The 20,495-nt window shown below is 69.1% G+C and carries 16 protein-coding genes and 2 pseudogenes; 4 read left to right on the top strand and 14 right to left on the bottom strand.

Features of this window, described 5'->3' with window-relative positions:
• Nucleotides 1-128: 128 nt before the first annotated feature.
• On the bottom strand, nt 129-1,406 hold the full coding sequence (locus tag ACFQZ6_RS10280) for a hypothetical protein (RefSeq protein ID WP_381606888.1): 1,278 nt from the start codon (nt 1,404-1,406) through the stop codon (nt 129-131).
• Between the two features lie 681 nt (nt 1,407-2,087).
• Between ACFQZ6_RS10280 and ACFQZ6_RS10275 the strand changes: the two genes are divergently transcribed.
• Nucleotides 2,088-3,038: a hypothetical protein gene (locus ACFQZ6_RS10275; RefSeq protein ID WP_381606886.1), complete on the top strand. Its 951-nt coding sequence runs from the start codon at nt 2,088-2,090 to the stop codon at nt 3,036-3,038.
• Nucleotides 3,039-3,925: 887 nt separating this feature from the next.
• Here ACFQZ6_RS10275 and ACFQZ6_RS10270 read toward each other — a convergent pair.
• Together ACFQZ6_RS10270 and ACFQZ6_RS10265 are read right to left on the bottom strand one after the other, a co-directional pair.
• Nucleotides 3,926-4,699 (bottom strand): hypothetical protein, encoded by a 774-nt coding sequence (locus ACFQZ6_RS10270; RefSeq protein WP_381606884.1) that lies wholly within the window; start codon nt 4,697-4,699, stop codon nt 3,926-3,928.
• Nucleotides 4,700-5,563: 864 nt separating this feature from the next.
• The gene (locus tag ACFQZ6_RS10265) at nt 5,564-6,262 is read right to left on the bottom strand and encodes a hypothetical protein (RefSeq protein WP_381606882.1); all 699 of its coding nucleotides are present in this window, start codon (nt 6,260-6,262) and stop codon (nt 5,564-5,566) included.
• Between the two features lie 175 nt (nt 6,263-6,437).
• Between ACFQZ6_RS10265 and ACFQZ6_RS10260 the strand changes: the two genes are divergently transcribed.
• Entirely contained in the window at nt 6,438-6,683 is a 246-nt protein-coding gene (locus ACFQZ6_RS10260; RefSeq protein WP_381606880.1) for a hypothetical protein, read from the top strand.
• A 125-nt stretch (nt 6,684-6,808) separates the two neighbouring features.
• Here ACFQZ6_RS10260 and ACFQZ6_RS10255 read toward each other — a convergent pair.
• The 10 genes and pseudogenes from ACFQZ6_RS10255 to ACFQZ6_RS10210 all read right to left on the bottom strand — a co-directional run.
• A pseudogene (locus ACFQZ6_RS10255) lies at nt 6,809-8,188 on the bottom strand (ATP-binding protein); the annotation flags it as partial.
• A 57-nt stretch (nt 8,189-8,245) separates the two neighbouring features.
• Nucleotides 8,246-9,016, bottom strand: coding sequence for an IS21-like element helper ATPase IstB (gene istB / locus ACFQZ6_RS10250; RefSeq protein WP_381604214.1), 771 nt, complete (start codon nt 9,014-9,016; stop codon nt 8,246-8,248).
• Nucleotides 9,013-10,362 carry an IS21 family transposase gene (istA, locus tag ACFQZ6_RS10245; protein WP_449334067.1) on the bottom strand — a complete coding sequence of 450 codons (1,350 nt, stop codon included), beginning with the start codon at nt 10,360-10,362 and terminating at the stop codon, nt 9,013-9,015. Before istA ends, istB begins: the two co-directional genes overlap by 4 nt.
• 191 nt (nt 10,363-10,553) lie before the next feature.
• Nucleotides 10,554-10,748 (bottom strand): annotated as a pseudogene (locus tag ACFQZ6_RS10240) (ATP-binding protein); the annotation flags it as partial.
• A gap of 30 nt (nt 10,749-10,778) precedes the next feature.
• Nucleotides 10,779-11,231 carry a DUF6238 family protein gene (locus tag ACFQZ6_RS10235; RefSeq protein WP_381606877.1) on the bottom strand — a complete coding sequence of 151 codons (453 nt, stop codon included), beginning with the start codon at nt 11,229-11,231 and terminating at the stop codon, nt 10,779-10,781.
• Between the two features lie 34 nt (nt 11,232-11,265).
• Entirely contained in the window at nt 11,266-12,738 is a 1,473-nt protein-coding gene (locus ACFQZ6_RS10230; RefSeq protein WP_381606875.1) for an SCO6880 family protein, read from the bottom strand.
• A gap of 135 nt (nt 12,739-12,873) precedes the next feature.
• On the bottom strand, nt 12,874-14,265 hold the full coding sequence (locus ACFQZ6_RS10225) for an SCO6881 family protein (protein ID WP_381606874.1): 1,392 nt from the start codon (nt 14,263-14,265) through the stop codon (nt 12,874-12,876).
• A 27-nt stretch (nt 14,266-14,292) separates the two neighbouring features.
• On the bottom strand, nt 14,293-14,982 hold the full coding sequence (locus ACFQZ6_RS10220; RefSeq protein WP_381606872.1) for a hypothetical protein: 690 nt from the start codon (nt 14,980-14,982) through the stop codon (nt 14,293-14,295).
• Entirely contained in the window at nt 14,982-15,290 is a 309-nt protein-coding gene (locus ACFQZ6_RS10215) for a DUF6112 family protein (protein ID WP_067020063.1), read from the bottom strand. Before ACFQZ6_RS10215 ends, ACFQZ6_RS10220 begins: the two co-directional genes overlap by 1 nt.
• An 87-nt stretch (nt 15,291-15,377) precedes the next feature.
• Entirely contained in the window at nt 15,378-16,523 is a 1,146-nt protein-coding gene (locus tag ACFQZ6_RS10210; protein WP_381606870.1) for a C40 family peptidase, read from the bottom strand.
• Between the two features lie 580 nt (nt 16,524-17,103).
• Between ACFQZ6_RS10210 and ACFQZ6_RS10205 the strand changes: the two genes are divergently transcribed.
• Complete coding sequence (locus ACFQZ6_RS10205) at nt 17,104-17,850, top strand: DNA-methyltransferase (protein ID WP_381606868.1); 747 nt, start codon at nt 17,104-17,106, stop codon at nt 17,848-17,850.
• Between the two features lie 96 nt (nt 17,851-17,946).
• On the opposite strand, the gene ACFQZ6_RS10200 is transcribed toward ACFQZ6_RS10205, so the two are convergent.
• Complete coding sequence (locus tag ACFQZ6_RS10200) at nt 17,947-18,867, bottom strand: DUF5655 domain-containing protein (protein ID WP_381618194.1); 921 nt, start codon at nt 18,865-18,867, stop codon at nt 17,947-17,949.
• Between the two features lie 413 nt (nt 18,868-19,280).
• On the opposite strand from ACFQZ6_RS10200, the gene ACFQZ6_RS10195 reads away from it, so the two are divergent.
• On the top strand, nt 19,281-20,483 hold the full coding sequence (locus ACFQZ6_RS10195; protein ID WP_381606866.1) for a serine/threonine-protein kinase: 1,203 nt from the start codon (nt 19,281-19,283) through the stop codon (nt 20,481-20,483).
• Nucleotides 20,484-20,495: the final 12 nt, after the last annotated feature.

Raw genomic sequence — 20,495 nt, 5'->3', positions numbered from 1 at the left:
GGTTGGACAGACCTTTCGGACCTTGGCCGGTCTGACGGCGGACGTGCTGGCCAGAGCATCGATGGCTGTCCGCATGAGGTAGGTGCGCATCAGACCGCCGAAGGGGGTACGAGGGGAGAAGACCGGGATCAACGGGTCCGAGGGCTGGCGACCTGCGGCGCACCTACGGCGGTACCGATCTCCGGAGACGGAGTTCCGAGCGCCGAAGACGCCTTGGCCCTGTCCGCCGCGGGCGACGAGGCGAGAGCCGCGTTTCGTGCGTCGGGCGGGGCTGGGGACTGCGTCTGCGCCCCGGCGTGGTCCTGCTGAGAGTCGTTGACACGATGCAGTTCGCGTCCCGCTTCGACGAGTTCTGATTGCGCTGCGCTGACGAACTCCGCGGCGAAGCCGAACCGGTCGGCGAGCGCGTACGCCTCGTCGTCGAGGTCGGTGATCTGTTCGCCTGCCGTCTCCAGAGCTTCCCGGAGGCGTTCCAGGACGCCGTGCTCGGGATGAAGGAGGTGATCGACCGCCTGGGCAAGGCCGGCACCGTTCTCGGCGGCCCTGATCTGGTCGGTCAGCCGCAGGACTTCGGCTCCGGCGGCGTAGAGCCCGAGAGGGTTGGCCGGGCTGGTCAACCGGCTCGTGTCGAGGTCGGGGTCCAGCTCGACGCTGTACCGGGCGGCGCGGAGCATCTCGGCTGCGTGGGAGGCGATGGCGACGCGCTCAGCCTGCGGGGTGGTGGTCGCCAGGCGGTGGCGGCGGCCGTACCAGTCCTCGATCTGCTGGAAACCGGCGTGCTTGAGGAGCGTGGCGGACAGGTCGTCGCTGGCGCCCTTCGCGGAGACGCTGCCGCTGGGCTCTGCGCTGATGGTGATTTTGTGGGCAGGCACGTGGGTCTCCTGGGCGCGGGGTGTGGGGCGCGGGGTCGGGGGCAGGTGGCCGAGTTCGGTGGCGATGTGGTGGCACTCGGTCTGGAGACGGAAGGCGTCGCGGTAGGCGTTGTGGAGGCTGCCGTCCTCGCGGGCGAGGGTTGCTACGACGTGCACTTGCCGGGGCTGGTTGCGCACGGCGATCCACCGGCAGGCGTCCGGATCGCCCTCCGGGGCGATGCCGGTGGCCGCCACGATCCGGCGGGCCACCTCGGCCCACTGCGCGTCGGTCGGGTCGGGGTGCCGGGGATCGGAGCGGACCGAGCAGACCCACACCGGCCGCTCGGGAGCTCGGGTCCCGAGGCGCTCGACGGGTGCGTCGAGGGCGTGGGCCAGGTACGCCGGCGCGTCGGTCTGGGCGAGCATCTCGATCGGGGCACCGTGGCCGTCCCCCGCGATCAGGCGGGGGTTGGTGTGGTTGCCGCGCTCGTCTGGCCCGTACAGGTACTCAAGGAGGCCGACGGTATGGCTGGCACGCTGCAGGTGGGCGATCACGGCGTCTACCTCGAAGGGGAGTGGTGAACGGGAGCCCGGGTGGTTGGGCCATCAGGGAAAGAGGATCCGCGGAATCTGCGATTTGGCCCGGCCGGAGATGAGTGGTAGGTGCCTGAGGCCACTGCGGCTCGTCGAGGTCCTGGTTGTAGGGAGTCCACGCAGGCCGAGCGCGCAAAGGACGCGTCCTTGTGCAGCTGGGCGCAGCGGTCATCCTGTCGGATGACTCTGTCGGTGATGTCGAGCCCGTCGTGTCGCGCAGGGCCGCCCATCCGCAGGCTGCGGGATCGTCATACGCCTCGATGCCGGTGACGCTGATGGGGATTCTTGGAAGCAGCCAGAGCTACTCCTCGCGTCACTCGACCAAGTTATGAAGTGAGCGGGGAAGCTCAGCGAGCAGCTGGCTGTCGATGAGCCAGGCCACGCGCTCGATCAACTTGAGGCGGAGCCGATCACTGGGGGCCAAAGTCGAATAGTCCTACCAGGTAGGCACCCGCCGCAATCCGGCAACGGCGCGATGGTGGCTGGCACCTATGCCCGAAGCCAGTCGCAGAGGCACGGGGAGGCTCTACCGACGAGTGTGACGCACATCACGGCGCTGGTTGCAAGATTTATTGCCGGATCGGGGTGCTCCCGAGCCTAGGTAGAGAAGCCCCATTCACCTCAGCTCAGGAGGAGCCCCGAGTGAGCAGTCAGGTCACATCAGAAGCCGCCACGCTTCAAGCGGACGTTGATGCCGTGTTTGACTCCCTGGCGCGGGCCATGAAGTCGTTCGAAGCAGAGTTCGAAAGTAGCGACGGGCCCAGAGTCGTCTGGCGTGAGCACCTTGCTTCCCTGACCTTCCACATGATTGAGAAGGTCAGGGAGTGCATTTGTGACTTGCGTGCCCTCGTCGGAGGGGGTGGTCTTGCCGGGGATGAGACTGGCCCCCAACGTGTGGAGGACTTTGAGAGGAATGTCCTCTCTCCGCTGGCTTCAGGACTGATTGTGGGCATGCTGCTCAAGCTGAACAGGGTGCTCTGTCGGCCGTTCCTGGTGCGTCCCATTGAGGCGCTGGCCGCGGCGCTGATTGCGCGGAACGCTGTCATCGAAGGAAACAGCGACACTGTTGACGCTTTCAGTAGGAAGGTGCTCGGCTTGGAACACCCCGCTCGCTGGCGTGAAGCTGTCGAGATGGCGCTGCTTGGGGACTGGGTGGCGTTGCTTGGTACAGGTACGGTCACCAAGACGTACGTGCATGACCAGTTACGGCGCCATGCTGATGTCCAGCACCGCTATCTGCAGCCGGTGTGGGAGGGAAGAATCAAAGGGGAGCGCACGGTTCTTCTAGCGCAGCCTGTAGACGAGGCGAGAACCATCGCAGACCTGCTGGTTGAGCACTGGACGCCCGAGCAGGATCTCCTGTCCAAGGAGACAGATGCTCGGGTGTCCACGGTGCTGAAGTACCTAAGCGCTGAAGAGCTGACGATGGCGCTGGAGTGGGCTGAGCATGGTGGTCCCTGGCCTGTAGTAGCCAACGAGCTCGGCTGGGAACGGAAGTTTGGGGAGAGGGTGCGCCGCAAGCTCAGCAGACTGGGTGAACGTCACACCGACCGGGCTGCGGAGGCAGAGCGCACCACACGGAGAACGCGGTGAACGTGCTCACCGCTGCGCTGCCCGAGTTCCTTGGCAGCTTGGTCAGCGGGCTGGTTCTTGGGGCGGTCGGCTGGTTCATACGCTGCCGCCGTTGCAGGAGCCCCGCTCCGACGAACCCGGAGCGCTACGACACTCCGTCCGACTGATGGTCCCCTTGGCCGGGCTTCCAGAGTCTCCGGCCAAGCAGGCGCAACCTAGGCAGGACCAGCGCCAAGATCCATGTCGGCAGCAGCGAAAGGGCGCAGGAGTAGGTGGGGTAAGCGCAAACGGGTATGGCCATGTAGCAGCAAGCAGGGTGAGCCGAGGAGTAATCCCGGGCCAAGAAGCACGGGGTGGCGCGCCTTTGGGGCAGGGGTTGTCCCAGCAGTGCATAGGGAAGTACGGGAGGGTGGCCGCTCCCGTACTCTTCACTCATTCGAGTGTCCCGGTATCCGTGGATCTGGAGAATTGCCTGCGATTGCGGTGTCCTGCCTCCATGCCCAAGAACGTGAGCGGCGGCGCCGCACCCTCAGATTCAGACCGATTCCATGAAGTCCGCGGTCAGGGCTTCTACTTGAGGATAGACCGTCAGCCCGACTCTGCCACTGAGTGGCTCCGTCTTCTTGCCCGAGTCGGCGGGTCTTTGGCGGTGGAATTTTGGGCGGCAACCTTGCTGGGAAGTCCTCGCTCAGCTCGACCTGAGCGGGTGTGAGGCGCGACGTGTTTCCTGTTCTGGCCACGCGGACGAGAGCATGAGAGTCGCATGACTGCCCTCGCCGTCGGCGTGTGCGCACCGGCGGGGCACTGTCGGCGCCGGGCAACACCGGTGCGGCACCGGGCATTCCGCATCTTGGGATTTCCCGCCGTACCAGCAGCGGCCATGAGAGCTGCTCCTTGCGGTAGTTGAGTCAGCGGTTACGGGAGAACGCGGTGCGCGGGTCCATTGGGCGGGCCGCTGGACCGGAGGCGGCGGGGATGGTCACCGGCGCCGTACCCGGCAGGTCGGCGCGGGCGGGGCTGGCGGCGAGCGCGGCGGCGCTGATGAGGAAGCTGTGATTGGTGACGCCCTGCAAGCGCTGGTGGTGCGCTGCTGTCATGGGCGCGGATGAGTGGCGCGCGGCGACCTCCTGGGCGAGGAGGGGCTGCACGGCCACCCGGAGGTCGGCCCGGTGTATCGCCAGCGTGGAAGTGGCGACCTTGTCGAGCGCCACGCTGCGGCGTGTGGTGCTGGGCAGCGTGTAGATGTCCAGGCCCGGGTTGTGCCGCCAGCCGTGCTCTTCCAGGATGAGCGGGCCGCCGAGAGCGGAGGAACCGTCGGCGGTGGCGGCGACCACTCCGAGCTGCGGATGCTCGGCGAACGCGACGTCCGGCTCGGTGCGTGTGGGCCGGTCGTGGGCGGGCGCTGGTCCGGAGGTCGGCGAGGGTTCGAACGCGGCGTCCACGTCGACCCGGTAGCCGGCTTTGCGCAGTAGCGCGACGGCCCGGGTGGTGCGGCCCTGCCCATCATTGTGCTGGTTGGCCAGCGCGTACAGGCTGGGGTGGTCGGGGACGGGGCGGAAGTCGAGTCCCTGCAACATCCAGGTGCTTGCCGCCAACTGCTTGGGGTTGGCGGCGACGATGCCGAAGTCGGGGTGGCGGCCGACCGCGATGTCGGGCAGCAGGTCGTGCTCGGAGTTGGGCATGGCGGATCTATCCGATGGGCGCAGGGGGAGCGGGGCGGTCGAGGGTGGGGACGGTTCTGCTGGTGCGGGCGGGACATGGCGGGCTCCAAGCTGGGCAACGGTCAGCGACCGGGCGCGGAGGAGGGCCGGGCGGTAGGACAGGACGGAGGTGCGGCTGAAGCTGACGGCAGTGGGGCTGGGTCGTGCGCCGTGCGGTCGGCGAGACCGCGAGAGCGGCGGCGACCCGGGAGGCCACCGGTTCCTCCGGGGCGAGCCTGGTCCACCCGAACCTGGAGCCTGCCGGGGGCGGTGTCCCGGTCGGCCAGTTCGCCGCGCATGGACCGAATATCCAACGCGTAGGGGTCGAGGTTCTGGGCGATGTAGCGCAGCCGGTTCGCGTAGTGGGGATCTGAGGGTTCGGCCCTCCCACCAGTCGGCCGTCGTGTTGAGGGACTCCACGACGCGCTGGAGAACGCCGTCACCGGGAGCAGTCAGCTCGCTCAGTGCGGCGACGAATTCGCCCGTGTGCGACGCCGACTGGATGCACCGCGTCGGTGCCGCACACGTGGGCAGGTCGCCGCGGTTCCGGTCGGGGCGGCAGGCAGAGCTGGTCCAGGCGAGTGTCGATGGTGGCGAGCAGACGGGGGATGCTGCCGCCATGTCGGGCGTGGGGTTCGCTGGTGCGCGCTGTGATGCGTGTGCCCTCCCGCTGGAGGGTGACCAGGGTCCGATCGGGGGGCATGTTGGCTTCTCCGTGGCTGGCCGTCCCCAGCGGTCGACGGCGGCGGCAAGCCGCAGCCGGGCGGGGACGGCAGGGATGGTGGCGTTCGTCGAGGATCCGGCGATCGGACGGTTTGGCCTCGCCGGAGGTCGGTGCTAGAGGTTTCAGCGCGAGCGGCGCATGGCAGGGGGGTCGGACGTCGCCGAGGCGGGCGGCGAAGTGGGAGAGGCACCGTGCTGGCCTGAGGCGGATCGGGCCAGGGCCGCGTGGACACGCCCGGTGTGCGCGGACTGGTTATCGCTGATCCGGTCGGCCAGGTGATCGGCAGCTCTGGCCAACGCCGCTCCCCTGTAACGGAGTTTGTCGGCGTAATGCCAGCCTTCGGGGTTGCGGATCTCGCGGGCTCGTTCCTCGTAGAGCTCCCGTGACCCGGGCATGCACCCCTCCATGAGCGCGATGACCTGATCCCACTCGCGGCGGATCTCGCCTGCTCGCTCCAGCACGGAGTCGATCCCGCGCAGGCGCAGCAGGTCGGCGCTGATCGGGCCGTCAAGGTAGTCGGCCGGTTGCGCGGCTGACCGGACACCGGAGAGGACTTCGGGGCCGTGGGCCAGGAAGGTCTCGACGTGCTCCCAGGCGGCGGCGTCCCGGGCCACCTTGCCGTCGGCGTGGCCGGTTTCATCGACGGGCCAGCCGTCCTCGTCGCAGTAGGAGTCGGAGACCGCGTCCCACTGGTCCGAAGCCTGCCTGATGCCGTCAGCGGCGGAGGCCAGGGCCTGGACACGCGCCCGCCATGCCGCTCGTTCGTCGACGTCTTGCGGCTGGCAGTCGGGGGTGGCGGAGGAGTCGGGAGAGGCGGGCATGGTCGTTACTCGTTTCTGTACGGGTGCCTCACCGCGAACGCGGGAGCGGGCGCGTGACGGATGCTGGGAGAGGAGACGGAGCGTCGTTCCGCTGGCCGGGGGAGGTCTCCCGGGTCGACGCCGCCGGCGAGAGACGGGCTGCTGCTGCCGCTTGGTGCGCCCGGGAGTGGATCTCGTGTTCGACGTTCTCCGCGACGAGATGCAGTTCCTCGCCGAGGTCGGTAAGCCGGGAGGCGATGGCGTCCAATTCGGACGCGCTGCTTCGGGCACCGTGGACGCGACACCACTCGGAGGCGGTTTCGAGCATCTGGTTCAGGCGGGCCACCGCGCCGAAGTCCTCCGTGACGGCCTCGCGGAACAGGGCGGTGAACTCCTCGGCCCGGGCTGCGGCGAGGCGGTCGTTTCCGTCAGTTGCCGGTGAGCCGCTGTCCGGACTCGTGGCCGGGCCGGCCGTCGGGTGGCGCTGGAGCTGGGCGGTGTCCTCGACCGAACCGAACCGGAGACCAGGGACGAGCCCGGACCGGGAATCCGAGACTCCACGGGGGCTCACTGCTGAGCCTCCCCGCTCGGTTCATGAACTGAGGTGTCGTCAGTTACGGTGAACTCGCGGGGTTCTGCATGCATCCGGGCGTCCGTGTCGAACAGTTCACGCTCGGCCGGATGCAGGATGTGCTGCGTGATGAAGCTCCGACCAGCGACTTTCCACAGGCCCCGGCCCTTGGTCAGGGCGGACACGGCCTGGGTTTCGATACCGGTCAGGCCGAGCAGCGACGCGGCTGCGGCGAGCTGGTCGGGCTCCTGGCGGTAGATGATGCGGGTGGAACAGTCGGCGAGGAGGCCCTCGGCCAGCACCCGGCCGCGCGAGCCGGCGTCGCCCGCGCTCAGCAGATCGCTGAGCCGGTGGATGACCATCAGGTTGGCGATGCCGAGCCCTCGGCTGAGCTTCCACTGGCTCTGCATGCGCTCCAGCAGGCCAACGTGCCTCATCACGCGCCACGCCTCGTCGTAAATCACCCAGCGTCGGCCGCCGTCCGGGTCGGCGAGCGAGGACTCCATCCAGGCGCTCGCGCAGGTCATCGCGAGGACCAGCGCGGTGTCGTCGCCCGAGCCGCCCAGGCGGGAGAGGTCGATGGACAGCATCGGGGTGGTCGGGTCGAAGGCCACGGTCGAGGGAGCGTCGAACATGCCGCTCAAGTCGCCGTGGACCAGGCGGCGCAGGGCGTGCGCGAGGTCCTGCGCTGCGGCTCCCATACGCCCGGCCTGGTCGCCAAGAGCCCGGTCGAGGCGCTCGGGCGAGCCGAGGGTGTGCGCGATCTCGCCGAGCAGGGGCACTGTGCCGCCTGCCTCGGCTTCGGTGACGACCAGGTCCAGCGCGAGATCGAGAGCCGTGTGTTCCATCGGCTGGAGATCGCGCTTCAGTACTGTGCGCGCGAGGCCGGCCAGGAGCAGGAGACGGCGCTTGCGGACCTCGGTCGACCAGTCGTCCTCGCTCACCGAGGCAGGCCGGGCCGGGGCATCCAGGGGGTTCAACCTGCCCGGGAGCCCCGGGCCCAGCGCGATGCTGTAGCCGCCGAGAGCCTGCGCGACGGCCGTCCACTCGCCCTTGGGGTCGCATGGCACGTAGACCCGGTAACCGTGGGCGATTGCCCGGGTCGCGATGGACTTGGCCAGCGCGGACTTGCCCATGCCTATGATCCCGGCCAGGACCGCGTTGGGGTTGGTGAAGCCCTCGACCCGGCCGCTGCTGTACAGCGAGAACGGGTCGTAGCAGAACGCGGCCTCCGCGTGGACGTCGCGGCCGATGAAGATGCCCTCCGCTCCCAGGCCGCCCTCGGCGAGGAAGGGATAGGCCCCGGACACCGTGGCTGTGGTCATCCGGTGGGCGGGCAGGCGGAGTTTGCCACCGCGTGCCGAGGCCAGGCTTGGGCTGTCCAGGTACTTATGTGAGTGCACCACCGAGTACGAAGTTATGTGCACCACTGGTTAGGCCACGTCGGTCTCCCGCTCGATGGCCTGGAGGCGGTTCTTGAGCCGGTAGCTGTTGCCGTTGATCGAGACGACTTCGCAGTGGTGCAGGAGCCGGTCGAGGATCGCGGTGGCCAGGACCTCGTCGCCGAAGACCTGGCCCCATTCGCCGAAGGTCTTGTTCGAGGTCAGGATGATCGAGCCCTTCTCGTAACGCTTGGAGATGACCTGGAAGACCAGGTTCGCCTCGGCCCGTTCCAGCGGCTGGTAGCCCACCTCGTCCACCACGAGAACGGCGGGCCGGAGGTAGCTGGTGAGCTTGCTGATCAGACGGCCCTGGTCCTCGGCGGCCTTGAGGTGGCGGACCATGTCGTCAAGGCTGGTGAAGTAGATCGAGTAGCCGGCCCGGCAGGCCGCGACCGCCAAGGCGACGGCGATGTGCGTCTTGCCGACCCCGGGCGGTCCGAGCAGAGCGACGTTGGCCTTGTCCTCGACGAAGGAGAGGGTGGCCAGGTCCTTGACCTTGCGCGGGTCGAGGTCGGGCTGGAAGGAGAAGTCGTAGTCCTCCAGCGTCTTGTGGTGCGGCAGCTTCGACAGCCGCAGACCGTTGCGGAAGCGCCGGTCGTCGCGGACGGCGAGTTCCTCGGCCAGCACGAGGTCGAGGAAGTCGAGGTAGCCCATCTTGGCCTCGTCCGCCCGCTGGACGTACTGGTTCAGGGCCTCGGCCAGGTGCGGCAGGCCGAGCTTGGCGGCGGTGGTGCGGATGCGGGTGCTGGTCAGCTCGCTCAACGGGCTTCCTTGGTCGGGGTGGTGAAGGGACGGGTGCCGGTCAGCTCGTCATAGACCGACAGCGGGCGGCGGCCGACCTCGACGTTCGCGGCGGCGGCCCGGTTCAGCAGAGCCTGCAGCGGTCCGGCCTCCGCCTTCGGCGGCTGGCCGCGTCGGGGTGAGGGCAGAGCGTCGTCACCGGTGGTGACGCGGCGGCCTGCGCCGGTGGGAAGGCCGTCCCAGTGCGTCTCATCCACGATGCGGGCGCCCCGGCCAACGGCCCGCGGATGGATGGCCAGCAGGGTCTGGCCGCTTGCATCGGGAACGGTGGAATGGAGGCTGACTTGCGATTTCGTGGCCCGGATCTCGACTAGCTGGCGGGGGCGGACCTTGCGGGCGGGCACCGAGTAGAGGTTCGCGTCGAAGGCGACCAGGCAGTCCTTGCCGACATGCCGCAGGTGCCTTTGGGCGACCACGTAGGGGGCCGCCGGCAGCGGACGCAGGGCCATGTGGTCGCGCACGGCCCGGTGTCCGATGACCTCACCGTGGGTGCCGTGGACCTTCGCCCGCCGCAGCGGGACCCAGGCGGCGAAGGCGGCGTTGAGTTCCTCGATGGAGGAGAAGGCCCGCCCGGCCAGGACGTGGTCGCGGACGATGTTCACCTGCCGCTCGACCCGGCCCTTGCCCTGAGGCCGGTAGGCGGCCAGCACGTCGATGTCGAAGTCGTAGTGGCCGGCGAAGGCGACCGCCTCCGGGTGCAGCGGAACCGCCTCACCCGGGGCGACGTGCCGGCGCACGACCGTCTTGGTGCGGTCATAGACGATACTTATCGGCACCCCGCCGAAGTGCGCGAACGCGGCCCGATGGCAGTCGAAGAACGTGGCCAGGTCCTGGCTGGTGGTGAAACAGCAGAACGGGTCGCGCGAGTACGACAGCGTCATGTGGAAGGAATAGACCTTCGGGATGCCGACATGCGCGAGGATCTTGCCCTCGTCTCCCCAGTCGACCTGGGCCTGAGCACCGGGGACGACCTCGAAGCGCCGGTGCAGGCCCGCCAGCTCACCCGGGCTGATGCCCAGTTCCTCCGCGATCCGGGGCCGGGCTTCCTGCAGATAGAGCTTCACCCGCTGGTAGTTGATCGCGACCCCGTACTCCTGGGCCAGGCGGTCGTGGATCACCCTGCCCTTGAGCAGGATCTCCGACCTGAGCATCGCGTCGATCAGCGGCGCGACCTCATCCACCACCCGCCGAGGCCGCTGATCTGCTGTTTCTCTCTTCGGCGGCGCGACCGCCGCGGAGTCCTTCAGGTACTTGCTGACCGTCCGGCGGTTCAGCCCGGTCTCCTTCGCGATCTCCCGCAAGCTCATCGCACCGGACTCGTACAGCGGCCGGAACCGCCTCAACTCCAGCCAGCGATGTGGATCCAAAACCACCGTCAGCGGCCTCCCTGCCACCCCGAAACGACAGCAGCAGGCTCACGGCTGGCACCCCATCACCGCATCAAGAATGGTGCACTTTCATCCGTACGAGGTGGTGCACGTTCGCTTGTACGCCGACATGGGCGTCCGGACGGCGGATAGGTCGGCCGCAGCTCCGGGTCGAGGCTCTCCTCGGCGCGGCGCTTGGGCGGGGCTCCGGCGAGGCGGGCCTGGCGCCGGGCCTCAGCGAAACCGGCTCGGGCGGCGCGCTGCTCGGTCCGCGATGCTTTGCGGGGGACGAACAGGTGGGAGGCGCTGGCGCGAATACGGGGCATGAACGATTCTCCAGACGGAAGGCAGGGATGTCAGTGGCGGACGAGGCCGGTGAACGGGGAGTGGAGGTCGGCCGGGGTGGTACGGCGTCGGACCGTGTGCGCGGTGCGCTGGTGGCGCTGGCAGATGGTCAGCTCCGGTGCGTTTTCCGGCAGGCCGGCCTGGCACGCCTCGCGGTCGGGGACCTCACCGGAGCCGGGCCGGGGGGCCGCGTGGTAGGCGGCGTGGACGTGGTCGGCGGCCTGCCAGACCCGGGTGCGGGCGGCGCTGAGCTGGTCGCCCTCGATCGGCACGAGCTGGCCTGTGCGGGCGGCGTGGGCATCGAGCAGGCCGTGCAGCGAGACGAGGTGGGCGTGCAGGGCGTCCAGTTCGGCGCGGGTGGTGACGAGTGGACCGCCTGGCATGTTGAGCGCGCGGTGGAAGTCGAGCGCGGCGGTGGCGAAGGGCACGAAGTCCTGCGCGGTCGGGCTGGCGGTGCGGGACATGGGGGTGCTCTTTCGGAAGGGAGGAGGGCTGGCATCAGACGGCGAGGGCGAGCGGCACGGCGGCGGCAGTGAACGCCTCGGCCTGCTGCCAGGTGAGCGGCCGGAGGTCGAGCTGGGCGCCGACCGCCGCGGTCTCCACGACCGCGCAGGCGGAACGAAGTTCCTCCTCGGAGTCGGCCGAGACGGTCAGCAGGCCGGTCAGGGCGACATCCGCGTGGCCCGCGATGAGCTGGCGCTCCCGGGATTTGATGTCCTGGTACTCGATGGAGTCCGCTTCGGAGTCGACCTGGCCGCGCCGCGCCCGCTCGGCGGCGTCCGCGATCACACTGGCCTTCCTGCGCTGGACATCACGCAAGGCAGCGTCCAGCCCCTTCGGCTCGTACGACAGCGACAGGGTCCGCCGCACCCCAGCGGTGAACAGCAGCTGGTGCAGGAAGCCCGCTGACGTCTCGGTGCGGGGCCAGTTCTCCACCCAGTACGTGCAGTGGACGGCGGAGTCGGTTGCGATGTGGTCCGACTTCTCGACGACCACGACCGGGCCGGCTGCGGCTGCTTCGGCCTCGGGCCTCCCTGAGGAGGACCAACGGTCCAGTGCGGAAAGGGCCTTGGGGTCGTACGCCGTTCGTACGACTGCCGCGATCTCGCGGGCGGTGAGCCAGCCGGTGGGGTTGAGCCCGGCGGTGCGCGCGGCCTGGTCGAAGGTCGAGGTCAACTGCGCCAGGACGCTGAAGGACCCGGTCAGACCACCACCGGCCTGGTTGATCAGGCGTCGCGCGGCCTTGGTGTCCAGTGAGACCGCGACGTACGCCTCGTGCGGAGCAGCGGCCGGGCCGGCGCTCTGGACCAGCTCGCTGTAGACCTGGCCGGCCACCGGGGCATCGGGCCGGCCGTGTTCCTCCCAGTACCGGCGAAGGGCGTCGCCGGAGTCCGGTACGGTGCGCTCGATCACCTGGATCCGGGCGACCTGGCCGGTGCGGGCCAGCGCGGCGAGGGCACGGCCCCAGCCGTTGATGTTGGCGTTCTGGGTGCCCGGGTCGAGCAGTGCGTAGGCGCGGGAGGACACCTTGACGACGGCGGTCAGCGTGCCGGCGTGGGGGTCGTGGACCGCGCCGTACCGGCGGTCGGGTGCGGTGACCACGCGCAGGCTGGCAGCGGTACCGGGCAGGTGGAGGAGTCCTTCGCGGACCGGGCGGCGGGAGGGGCGGACGAGCCAGATCAACTGGCCCCGCATCCGGCGGAGCACGTACCGGGTGACGATCGGAGCCCAGTCGGCCAGGGCCCGGCCTCGGTAGCGAACGAGGACGAGCAGGGCGATGGCGGCCCACAGCGGGATGAGTGCGAGAGCTCCGACCACACCACGGGCGAGGATCACGGCGAGCAGGAGCAGGCCGGTGAGGCTCACGACGATCAGTTGCGGGGCGGTCAGGCCAAGCAGGATGCCGCGCCTGCTGCGGTGCGGGAACTTCACGGTGGCCGTGGTGGCTTCGGCCTGGCGGTTGTCAGACATGTCGGTTCCAGACAGTGGGAGCGGGCAGGACGAGGCGGAGGCGGGGCGCTCTCGTGGAGGTCATCGCAGGACACCACCCGTGTGGTCGGGGAAGGGGGCGGGCTGGAGGGAAGCAGCCCGCCCCCGGGTAGTGGGTCAGGACTCCGACGGCGGCTGGTCGGGGTAGACCCAGCTCGTCGGAGTCGGGGAGCCGGTCGCCGACGGACTGGTGGAGGGCGGCGGTGGTACGGCGGGACCACCAGGCGGAGCGGCACCTACGCGGGTCAAGCTGCCGCCCGGAATCGACGCGCCAGCGGGCTGAGGGGCGGAGGGAGCGCCCTCGGAGCCTCCTGCTTCGCTGTCGGCAGGCCGTGTGATCAGCGCGGGAATGCCGGGGCGCTGGACCAGGGCGCGGCCCTTGTCGCCGGAGGCGTTCGGGTCCTCGCCGTACCGGAAGCGGGTCTGCGGCTTCGGAGGTCCGGCGTCGATGCCCTCCTTGCTCAGGTTTCCGCCGGTGGGGTTGATGCCGGAGGCGACACCGTCGCTGCCCGCGCCGGGGACCTTGCTCGGCCCCTGCGGAGCGGGAGTGCCGGTGCTGGCCTGCATTGCGAGGCTGCCCGCGGTCTTCGCCGCGCCTGCGGCGACCGCCATGCCGACGACGCCGGTACGGTGCAGGTCGTCGTGTCCGCCGCCGTCACTCGCCCAGTGGACGAACTTGTAGGTGGCGTACGGGCACAGCAGGACTAGGACCATCACGACGATGCCAGCCATCGCGTCGGAGAGGGCGGCCATGCCGTCTGTGGCGTCGGAATTACCCATGACCGAGACGCCGATCAGGAAGACCACGGTCATCAGCAGTTTCGACACGACCAGGGTGGCGGTTGCCTCGATCCACCCCCGCCGCCAGCGCTTGGCGACCTCCCAGCCACCACCGGCTCCGGCGAAGACCGCGAGGGCGACCATGATCAGGACGCCGACCTTGCGGGCGACCATCACGCCCCAGTACATGAACGCGCCGATCGCACAGCCGAAGGCGACCAGGGTTGGGACTGTCCAGCCGAGGCCGTACATGGGCCCCAACTGGTTGACCTTGATGACGCGGCGGATCGCGTCGTCCACTGAGCTGTTGGCTGCTTGGAACAGGCCATCGGACAGGGCGTCGACCACTGTGATGGCCACGGAGGTGAAGGCGACGGCGCAGAAGGAGAAGAGGACGCCGGTCATCGTGCCGATCGCGGCTTGGGCGAGGGCGCGTTCGTCCCGTCGCCAGGCCGCGAGCATCAACTGGATGCAGAACGTGCCGACGGTCAGGGCGAGACCAATGGGCAACAGCAGCTCGTAGTTGTCCCGGAACCAACCGGCGTTGAGATCGATGGCGGTGGTCTCGTTGACGGCTTCGGCGGCGAGATCGGCTGCGCTGGCGGCCAGCTCGCCCGCCGACTTCGCGATCCACGCCCCGATGCCGTCGGTGACGGTCCCGGCGGGATTGGTGGCGAAGTCGACGGCGCCGCAGACCTTGTCCATCAGCGGAAAGTCGCAGACTCCCATGTCGATACCTCCTTTCTGGGACGGGGGTCAGGGAGCGACGGCCGACAGGACCCCGGCCAGGGCGCAGGGCTGGGAGGGCCGGCACTGGACCGCGAGGGTGGTGACGCGGTTCTCGGCGCCGCCGTGCGGCGAGCCTTTCCAGGCGATCGACTGTTTGCCGGAGACCGTCACGGCGTAGACGTACGCAGTGGTGATCGCCCCGGGGTCCGCCTGCAGGGCCTGGGTGAACGAGTCGGGGAAGTGCCCCTCGTTCACCTTGGCGGTGGCGAACTGGCCGTTGGCGGCCATCTCCTTCCACAGCACGCGCGAGGGGACGAGCATGTCGAGCGAGGCGGTGTCGGCGTACTTCTTCTCGCTGGTCAGCCACCCGCGGAGGGCGGCCACCAACTCGCGCTGGGAGTAGGCGCGGGTGTCGTACGACCACAGCGCCGCGGCTGCCGCCTTGCCGAAGGCGATCGGGTCGTGCGTGGACGGGGGAACGGGGAGTTCGCCACGGCTGCCGTGCGGTCGTGACGAGGCGGAAGCAGAAGCGGCCGGAGCGGAGGGGGGAGTCGAACTCACCTGGAGTGCGGGAGTCTTGGATGAGGTCCTGCCGTCGCGGGTGAGGTAGGCGGCCAGGCCGGCGAGGGCGACGAGCACCACCAGGACGGCGGTGCCGAGCAGCGCCCGGCGGCGTACGAGAGAAGCGCCGCCGGGGTTCGTGGAGCGGGAAGACATCAGCGGACCTGGCTCCCCAGCGTGCTGAAGAACGCCACCACGCCGTTCGCGGCACCCAGCAGGAGGGCCGCGCCAGCGCTGACCAGCACGCCCTTCTTGCCGTTGGCCTCGGCCTGGTGGCCGCCGGAGTGGTGGCCCCAGGCCCACACGCCCGCACTGACGGCGAGCGCGCCGACCACGGCGATGATCCCGAAGAGGTTGATCGAGCCCATCACCTGCTTGAGGACCGACAGACCCGGCAGCCCGCCCTCGTTCGGCTTGATCCCGGGGTCGTAGGCGAGCTGGACGACCGTGTCGACGAGGTACATAGGTGTGAACTCCAGTTCGATTTGGTGCACGCCAAAGCCCGAGGGGGCGAAGCGCCAGTGCAGGAGGGGGAGGGAGAGAAGCGCCGGTCAGACGACTCGGCGGGCCGCGAGAATCTGCGGCTTCCAGGACGCGAGGGTCGCGAGGCGGACCACGTCCCCGGTGCGCGGGGCGTGCACGATCAGGCCCTGGCCGACGACCATCCCGACGTGTTCCGGGACTTTGGCAGTCCCTTCGGTGAAGACGAGGTCACCGGGCCGGAGAGCGTCGACCGATACCGGCTTGCCCTCCTTGACCTGCGTGTAGGTCGTCCGCGTGAGGGTGACCCCGGCGGCCTTGTACGACTGCTGCATCAGGGAGGAGCAGTCGCAGCGGCCCATGGGGTCGCTCCCGTGGGAGTCGGTGCAGTTCCCGCCCCACTGGTACGGGGTGCCGAGTTGGCCGAGCGCCCAGCGGATCGCCGTCTGGACCTTGGGCGGAGCGTCTGCCGGAATCTTGTATCCGGCCGGCACCGCGCCGGGCGGGATGGTTCCGAAGTCGGTGCCGTCCCCGTCGGCCGTACAGCCGCCCGCGGTACTCGGCGGAGGACTGGCCGTGCTGTCCGAGCCGGATGGCGAGGGGCTCGGCGACGTGCCGCCGGCCTTCGACAGCAGCGGCTCGATCGCCTGCTGCAAGGCGGTGGCCAGGGGCTCCCACTTCGCGTAAGCCTCGGGGAAGCCAGACCTCTGCACAGCCTGGGCAGCCTGGGTGACGGACAGGGACTGCCAGCCCGAGACCTTTCCCAACGCCTCGTAGAACTTCGTCGAGGCGTGCACCGGGTCGAGGATCTCGTTCGCGGTGCCCCAGCCCTGCGACGGCCGCTGCTGGAACAAGCCCAGTGAGTCGCGGTCGCCGTAGGTGAGGTTTCGCAGGCCGCTCTCCTGCAGGGCGGTCGCCAGGGCCACGATCTGGCCCCGGGCCGGGATGTTCATCGCGACGCCGGTGGCCTGGATGGTCTTGGCGTTGGGGATCTGTTCGGCCGGGTCGTCCAGGCCCGGCACGGAGACCGTGCCCTTGCCGCCGCCGTCCAGGATTGCCTTCACCTGAGCGGCAACGGCCGAGGTATCCACAGCCTGTGTACCGCCGGTCGAACAGGAGGCCGAAGCAGTCCCGGCCCCGATGGCGAGGACCGGAACGGCCAGCAGCAGCGGACCGGAGGCGAAGAGACCGACGACCGCTCCGGTGGTCTTCTTCATCGACGCTGCCGTTCGCCGGGGCCGAGAACCCGACCGGGAAGCGGAGCTGGGTCAGGGCGTGGGCGTATCAGGGCGAGCTGCATACAGCGACTCCTCGCGGTTCGTAGGAGGCGCGGTGCTGACTTCTCGTGCAAAGCCGTCGACACCGCGCGGATGTGAATCCCGCCTCTCAGGGCGGGCCCGGGTCAGGAGGAGTTGGTAGCTCCCGGACGCCGGTTTCAGGTCATGCGCGGCAGCCAGCCGCGCTCTTAATCTCAGGCGGTGCACCGGGTCTCCTCACGGCTTCGGGAACGGGTAGTCAACGCGCTACCCGGTCCGCGTTCTTGGACGCGGAAACATGGATCAGCACAGGTCAGCAGGGGTGGAGCCGGACTCCGCCTCGGCGACGTGGCGAGACAGTAGACCGGGATTCCGGCCGCACCAAACGACCGCCGAACCGGGCCCGAACCACGGCACAGGCTCGCTAGGTACGGCCGGAAAACGCGGCTAACCTCCGGCGCAATCCTGCTCCGGGCGGCTGTCGTTGACCGCCGTCCGGGGCGGGCCGGAGTCCCGTCGTGCCCTGAAAGAGGCCCCGCACATGAGCTACACGCTGCACCGAGGCGACGCCCTCACCGTGCTGAAGACCCTCCCGGACGAGAGCGTCGACGCCGTCATCACCGACCCCCCGTACAACTCCGGCGGACGCACCAGCTCGGACCGCACCGGCCGCACCGCCCGCGCCAAGTACGTCACGGCCGGATCGGCGCACGACCTGCAAAACTTCCCCGGCGAGAACCGCGACCAGCGGAGCTATCGCAGCTGGCTGACCGCGCTGCTCACCGAGGCGTACCGGGCCGCGACCGAGCACTCCGTCGCCATGGTCTTCTCCGACTGGCGCCAAGAGCCCACCACGTCCGACGCCCTGCAGATGGCGGGCTGGACCTGGAGCGGAACGATCCCCTGGATCAAGCCCGCCAGTCGGCCCCGCAAGGGCGGGTTCAAGCAGTCGGCCGAGTTCATCGTCTGGGGCGTCAAGGGCAGCCTCGAAAAGGACCGGGATCTTTACCTGCCAGGGCACTTCATCGCCTCCCAGCCCCGCAAGGACCGTGTCCACATCACCCAGAAACCGGTCGAGATCATGCAGCAGCTCGTGCAGATCTGCCCCGAAGGCGGCACCGTCCTCGATCCCTTCACCGGCAGCGGCTCCACAGGCGTAGCCGCCTTGCGCGAGGGCCGGCAGTTCGTGGGGGTCGAGCTCTCCGCGCATTACGCCGACGTCGCCGAGGCAAGGCTCCGAGCGGAGCTGAGCCAGGACGACTTCGTCCTGGCAGGACCGCAGGCATGAGCGTGAGAGCGACCGGACCGGGGCCGACGGACCGCAGACGGACAAGGGCGGCTGGTGCATCGAGAAACCGGCGCACCAGCCGCCCTCCCTCTTGCGTCAGGCCGCCTCGAACGCCCGCCGGATCAGCGGTCCCGCCTTCTCCAGGTCGGCTGCCGAGGCGATACGCACCTCCAGGTCGCCGGTCCCGAGGTGGCCGATACCGCGCATGTCGCGCGAGAAGCCCTCCTCCAACTCGACCGTGTCCGGGTCGACCTTGAGGTAGACCAGGATCACCTCGTGCTTCGGACGGAAGATGACGGAAGCGACGTTCACCATCCGGCGGTACGCGATGTAGTGCCGAAGCTGAGCCACCTCGACCTCGCCCCATGCGGTGAGGGCCTCGTCCAGCTCGGCGTACAGGTCCTGCAGGCAGCCAGGAATCGCACCCGGAGTAGCGGTCGCCGGAGCGGACGTTTTTCCGTCCTTGCTGGCGGCACCAGCCGTGACCTCCCGCTCGCGGCTCTGGCGCCGATCCGAGATCTGTCTCGCAGATCCTGGCGTGGACTCGATCAGCAGCAGGCTCAGCAGCCCACCCTCGAAGACTCTGTAGCGCACCAGGTCAATCCGCTCGCGCAGACGGTGCACCGCGACTCGGTCGTGGTGCGAGAAGCCAGCGGCGATGCAGACCATCCGAGGGTTCCGCCAGTCGATCGACTCGGCGGCCTCGGGGCCCAGCTTGTCCTTGACCAGTGCCTCGAACTCGTGACGCGCGGAGTCCAACCACGACAGGTAGGAGACAGCCTGCGATAGGACACCGCTGTCGGCGCCTTTCTTGTATTCGATCAGCGCAGGTGTGCCGTTCTCGTCCAGACCGAGCGAGTCGATCCGGCCCCGGTGCCAAGGCCCCGTCGGGTACTCCGACGCCAGGAAGCGGATACCGAGCATGGCCTCCCTGCTGGGCTCGATCCGGCGCTGCAGCTCGACCTCAAGCGCCACCGTCGAGCCGCCCAGCTCGACGTCCTGGCCGTCGGTATCCATCCGGAACAGCTTCAGGTCGGTCACCAGCGTCTCCCTCTGCGTGATCTCTACAGGAGAAGCAATGGAAACCGGGCCCCTGGCTATTCCGATCCGGCTGTGAGCCTGCTTCGTCGGCCGGGCCTGCTCTCAGGACACCCACGCGTACATCTGTCGGCCCCGCCGCAGGATCTGGACGGACCAGGATGGTGTTCACTGAGACGATTGAGTCACATCCATGGCGGCCTGATTTCGGACATGAGCCTGGAGGCTGGCCCAGTCCGATGTGATCACTTTCTCCTGTGGGATGCCGATCAGTAGGCTGTAGTGGTGATTCGCCGGTGTCCATGTCCCTCGTGCTTCGCTTCTTCTACGGCGGAGCGGGGGCATGCGCCGAGCGAGGGTGTGCTTTCGCTGCGGGAGTCAGGGGGTGTGCGGTGAGCGGCGCGTCTATACCGTCGCGTATCGGGCCGTACCTCGTCGAGCGGCGGCTCGGCGCGGGCGGGATGGGGGAGGTGTACCTCGCCTACTCGGTCGCGGGTGAACCAGTCGCTGTGAAGGTGATCCGGCCTGACCGCACGGATCCGCACACGCGCGCCCGGTTCGAACGCGAGGCGACGATGGCGCGTACGATCTCAGGAACGGGTCGTGTGGCTCGTTTCATCGAGGCGGATCCGTTCGCCGAGCAGCCTTGGCTGGCCATGGACTACGTTCCTGGCCGCCCGCTCTCCGATGTCGTAAAGGACCAAGGTCGGCTGTCCACGCCACTCGTGGCGAGCCTTGGCGCGCTGTTGGCCGAAGGGCTTGCCGCCGTGCACGCCGCGGGTCTGGTGCACCGCGACCTGAAGGCGCAGAACGTCATTCTCGGAGACTTCGGTCCGGTGATCATCGACTTCGGTCTCGGGGCCTTCGTCGGGGCATCTAAGGGGTCGCTCACGCAGGCCGGCATGGTCATCGGCACGGTGCGTTGCATGCCGCCCGAGCAGGCACTGGGCGAGCTGGAAGTGACGCAGGCCGCTGACGTGTACGGGCTGGGCACGGTGCTGCTGTACGCGGCGACCGGGCACTATCCGTACGACGGCGCGCGGTGGGAGGCGGTGGCCGCGCAGGTGGTCAACGCCGAGATTGGCCCCGACCTGTCCGGGCTGCCCGCCGAGCTGACCCCCGTCGTATCGGCCATGCTGGCGCACAAGGCTGAGGACCGCCCCTCCCTGGAGGAGGTGACCCGGCAGTGTGCCGATCTGATGCATCTGCTGGGCACGAGTCCCGCCCGGGCACGGCGCGCTCTGATCCAGGAGACGACGCCAAGGGACCATCCCACGATGGTGCTGCCTCAGCCTGATACGCCCATGCTGGACCGGCTCGACTCGCTGGAGAGGCATCTGCGGGAGGAGTCGGCGGCTCCGGCGGATAACGTCCCCGCCTTGCCGTCCGATGGTGAATCCAGCCCAGACGCACCGGCCCAGGGCGATGTCCAGAGCGGCGTCGAAAGTTCGCTCGTGTCCGTGCAGGAATCCCCCAGCGGACGCCCGGCCGAACCCGCGCCGAAGAAGGGCCGTCCCCCCGCTTCCCGGCGGGTCGCCGACGAGCTGCGGAAGCGCTACGCGATGGGCCCGGCACTCGCCTGGTCGAAGTGCTGAACTACTCTTCCC

The organism is Streptomyces flavalbus (assembly GCF_042674625.1).
Classification (GTDB): domain Bacteria; phylum Actinomycetota; class Actinomycetes; order Streptomycetales; family Streptomycetaceae; genus Streptomyces; species Streptomyces flavalbus.
The sequence above is the reverse complement of the archived record's forward strand: the minus strand, read 5'-3'. Positions and strand labels throughout refer to the sequence as shown.

Coding starts and splice junctions, on each gene's coding strand:
- ACFQZ6_RS10220 (WP_381606872.1), bottom strand. CDS start 14,982: ATGTCTTCCCGCTCCACGAACCCCGGCGGCGCTTCTCTCGTACGCCGC.
- ACFQZ6_RS10230 (WP_381606875.1), bottom strand. CDS start 12,738: ATGTCTGACAACCGCCAGGCCGAAGCCACCACGGCCACCGTGAAGTTC.
- ACFQZ6_RS10215 (WP_067020063.1), bottom strand. CDS start 15,290: ATGTACCTCGTCGACACGGTCGTCCAGCTCGCCTACGACCCCGGGATC.
- ACFQZ6_RS10205 (WP_381606868.1), top strand. CDS start 17,104: ATGAGCTACACGCTGCACCGAGGCGACGCCCTCACCGTGCTGAAGACC.
- ACFQZ6_RS10265 (WP_381606882.1), bottom strand. CDS start 6,262: ATGCCCGCCTCTCCCGACTCCTCCGCCACCCCCGACTGCCAGCCGCAA.
- ACFQZ6_RS10225 (WP_381606874.1), bottom strand. CDS start 14,265: ATGGGAGTCTGCGACTTTCCGCTGATGGACAAGGTCTGCGGCGCCGTC.
- ACFQZ6_RS10210 (WP_381606870.1), bottom strand. CDS start 16,523: ATGAAGAAGACCACCGGAGCGGTCGTCGGTCTCTTCGCCTCCGGTCCG.
- ACFQZ6_RS10270 (WP_381606884.1), bottom strand. CDS start 4,699: ATGCCCAACTCCGAGCACGACCTGCTGCCCGACATCGCGGTCGGCCGC.
- ACFQZ6_RS10200 (WP_381618194.1), bottom strand. CDS start 18,867: ATGGATACCGACGGCCAGGACGTCGAGCTGGGCGGCTCGACGGTGGCG.
- ACFQZ6_RS10235 (WP_381606877.1), bottom strand. CDS start 11,231: ATGTCCCGCACCGCCAGCCCGACCGCGCAGGACTTCGTGCCCTTCGCC.
- istA (WP_449334067.1), bottom strand. CDS start 10,362: ATGAGCTTGCGGGAGATCGCGAAGGAGACCGGGCTGAACCGCCGGACG.